General features: G+C 54.7%; 5 protein-coding genes. All 5 read left to right on the plus strand.

Going from position 1 to position 2,963, the window contains the following annotated elements:
- Positions 1 to 680: chromate transporter (locus IQ273_RS32130; protein ID WP_194027143.1), on the plus strand; the 680-nt coding region annotated here is incomplete at its 5' end.
- Between the two features lie 150 nt (positions 681 to 830).
- Positions 831 to 1,859, plus strand: a complete 1,029-nt coding sequence (locus IQ273_RS32135) for a GUN4 domain-containing protein (RefSeq protein WP_194027144.1) — start codon at positions 831 to 833, stop codon at positions 1,857 to 1,859.
- A 59-nt stretch (positions 1,860 to 1,918) separates the two neighbouring features.
- Positions 1,919 to 2,344 carry a hypothetical protein gene (locus IQ273_RS32140; RefSeq protein WP_194027145.1) on the plus strand — a complete coding sequence of 142 codons (426 nt, stop codon included), beginning with the start codon at positions 1,919 to 1,921 and terminating at the stop codon, positions 2,342 to 2,344.
- The gene (locus tag IQ273_RS32145) at positions 2,341 to 2,763 is read left to right on the plus strand and encodes an HNH endonuclease (RefSeq protein ID WP_194027146.1); all 423 of its coding nucleotides are present in this window, start codon (positions 2,341 to 2,343) and stop codon (positions 2,761 to 2,763) included. Before IQ273_RS32140 ends, IQ273_RS32145 begins: the two co-directional genes overlap by 4 nt.
- 100 nt (positions 2,764 to 2,863) lie before the next feature.
- On the plus strand, positions 2,864 to 2,963 hold a 100-nt coding region (locus IQ273_RS36230; protein ID WP_194021068.1), incomplete at its 3' end, for a transposase.

The raw sequence follows: 2,963 nt of genomic DNA on the forward strand, positions 1-2,963 counted from the left end.
CCGCCGGACCCTCTCCCCGTGCTAGCGCCTGGCTCGCCCCCCTGATTCCTGCCACCCAGAGCATTCCAAACCTACTGGCAAATCTACCGGCTACTCCCTTAGCTGGCTCTGGCTTTTGGGGATGGGATCGTATCCAAGATTACGCCGTACCGCTAACCAGCTTTTTTCTCAAGACAGGAGCTTTTATTTTCGGCGGTGGCCTGGTCATCATTCCTCTACTCGAAACAGCGGTAGTGAATGATTTTCAGTGGATGACTCGCAGCCAGTTCATCGACGGCGTTGCGCTGGGAGAACTCACCCCCGGCCCCGTGGTGATTACCGCTGCCTTTGTGGGCTATAAGGTGGCCGGGGCACTGGGGGCACTGGTTGCCACTGTGGCGATATTTACGCCCTCATTTTTGTTCATCATGTTTGCCTCGCCCTTTTTGCTGCGGCTGCGGCAAAACCCCTGGGTCAAGAGTTTTCTTAAGGGGGTACTACCTGCGGCTTTGGGGGCGATCGCCGCCGCCGCCATTCCCCTCGCTGCCGCCGCGCTGATTCAGCCCACCCTGCCACGCACAGTTGTTGCTATTGCTGTAGGTCTTGCCGCCCTCGTCGCCCTGATCCGTTTTCGTCGCCCTACGTGGCAACTGGTCCCGGCTGGGGCGATCGTGGGGCTCGTGGTCGGATCGGTTGTCTGATTTTGGATTTTAGATTTTGGAGGGTGAGCCGGTTTGTTGGCAGAGGATAGGGAGAGCTTCGAATCAGACCCAATCCAAAATCCCCAATCCAAAATCTAAAATCCCTTCCCCTGGGCCATACTAGGCTTGGGGACAGGAACGCCGCGCCACATGAGTTTTATTTTCATCAGCTACAGCCGCCAAGACAAGGCCTATGTGAGCCTGCTGGCCCAGGCATTAGAGTCGCACCACCTGCCATTTTGGTTAGATATCAACACAGATTATGGGGCTACCTGGCCCCACACTATCGAAAAGCAGGTGGAGTGCTGTCAGGTATTGATCATTGTCATGTCTCCCCGCTCTAAGCAGTCGCACTGGGTGCAGTGCGAACTGGCCCACGCCCTCGAACTTCGTAAACCCATCTTCCCGTTGCGGCTCGAAGGACCGCGCTGGTTTTCGGTGGCCGCGCTGCAAACGGTCGATGTAACCGGAGGCAAACTGCCCCCCGCCCGCTTTTTTGATACTCTGCGACCTCACTTTCCGGCCCCCACCCCCACCTCCGAGTCTCTGCCGCTGCAAGACATCGTTGAGGAATCTATACCGCCAGCAGCACCCCCGGTAGGATGGGTGTTGCCCGAACCATCAGGATGGGTGCTGCCTAATCTACCCACTGCGCCTCTCAGTCAGACCCCTACTTCCGCCGTCCAGGACGACGACCTCAGCTCTGAAAAAGGGGTTGACTATCGCAAACTGAGCGACTTGCTAAAAGCGGGGCATTGGAAGGAAGCTGATCGAGAGACTGATCGCCGTATGCTAGAAGCCGTCGGGCGCAAAGAAGATGACTGGATTCGCGGAGAAGAAGTGCTGAACTTTCCCTGTGCTGTTCTAAAGACGATCAATGCATTATGGGTGGATTACAGTGATGGTAAATGGGGCTTTGGTGTGCAAAAGCGTGTCTACCAAGAATGTGGTGCTAAGCTTGACGGCAACTACCCAGGCCATGAAATTTGGCATGAATTTTGCCGCCGTGTCGGTTGGCGCGAGGAAGATTCTTACGTGAGCGACTCAGACTTTACCTTTGACCTCCAGAATTCTTCGGTAGGAAAGCTTCCAAGTAGCCGAGGAGTTCGAGGCTCGAGCTCATATGGTGGAGTATTAAGGTGGAATCTCTTCTCTCGCATCAAGACTTGTAGACTGTAACCTATAAACGGTTCAGCTTGATCTAAGAAATATTGCAGAGTCACCTCTTACCAATTGCTATGAGCACCCAGCAAATTACCATCGAGCTGCCAGAGCCGGTAATGCGTCAACTGATGCGAATTGCAGCGGCTACCCATCAATCGATTGAAGCGCTGGTGGCCCAGAGTGTGCTGAGCAACCTGCCGCCCTCTGTCGATAACGCACCGCCAGAGTTGCAAACCGATCTACTGTCCATGCAAGGGCTGAGTGTGAAAGAGCTATATACGATCGCCCAAACCCAAACCGAACCGATACAGTATAATCGCCACACCGAACTGCTGCAAAAAAACGCAGCCAATCAGCTCACCCCCGCAGAACGGCAAGAACTCTCTGCCCTCAGGCAATCTGCCGATCATCTGATGCTGTGTAAAGCCTATGCCTGGTCGCTACTCCGCTGGCGAGGCCAGAAGATTCCTGCCTTAGCTGACCTACCTGTTCCAGTATGAGCATTTCTGAGGGCTTGCGGCAGCAGGTGATTGCAGCATCTAGTTATCGCTGTGAATACTGCCAAACTCCATCGCAGGTCACGGGCACGCCTTTGGTAATGGAGCATATTCTGCCTCGGTCGTTGGGTGGTACCGATGAGTGCGGCAACCTAGCCGCAGCTTGCTATCGCTGCAACGAGTTCAAAGGGGCAAAAACTGAAGCACTTGATCCAGAAACTCAGCAACTGGTGCCCCTTTTCAACCCACGTACCGATGACTGGCCAGGGAACTTTCGATGGAGCAATGGCGGCACTCACATCACAGGCATCACCCCACGGGGACGGGCCACAGTGGTAGCTCTGCGCCTAAACAACGACAACATCGTTTCAGCCCGCTCAATTTGGATTGAGTTTGGCTGGCACCCACCTACTCAGACATAACAATATCTGAATGGCTCAATAGGTGTTTCAGGGAGGTGACCTGCAAGCAGATGATGTATTCGCTAGGCTGAACACTAAAGTGCACCTGCTCTGCGATCTCATGCTAACCCTGACACACCTTTTGGAAGAGGCCAAGTGCTACGACAGCGTTCGGACGTTGCGCTGGCCCGACGGCGTTATCCGGTGTCCGAAGTGCGGCT

This window comes from Nodosilinea sp. LEGE 07298 (assembly GCF_015207265.1).
In the GTDB taxonomy this organism is placed as follows: Bacteria; Cyanobacteriota; Cyanobacteriia; order Phormidesmidales; family Phormidesmidaceae; genus Nodosilinea.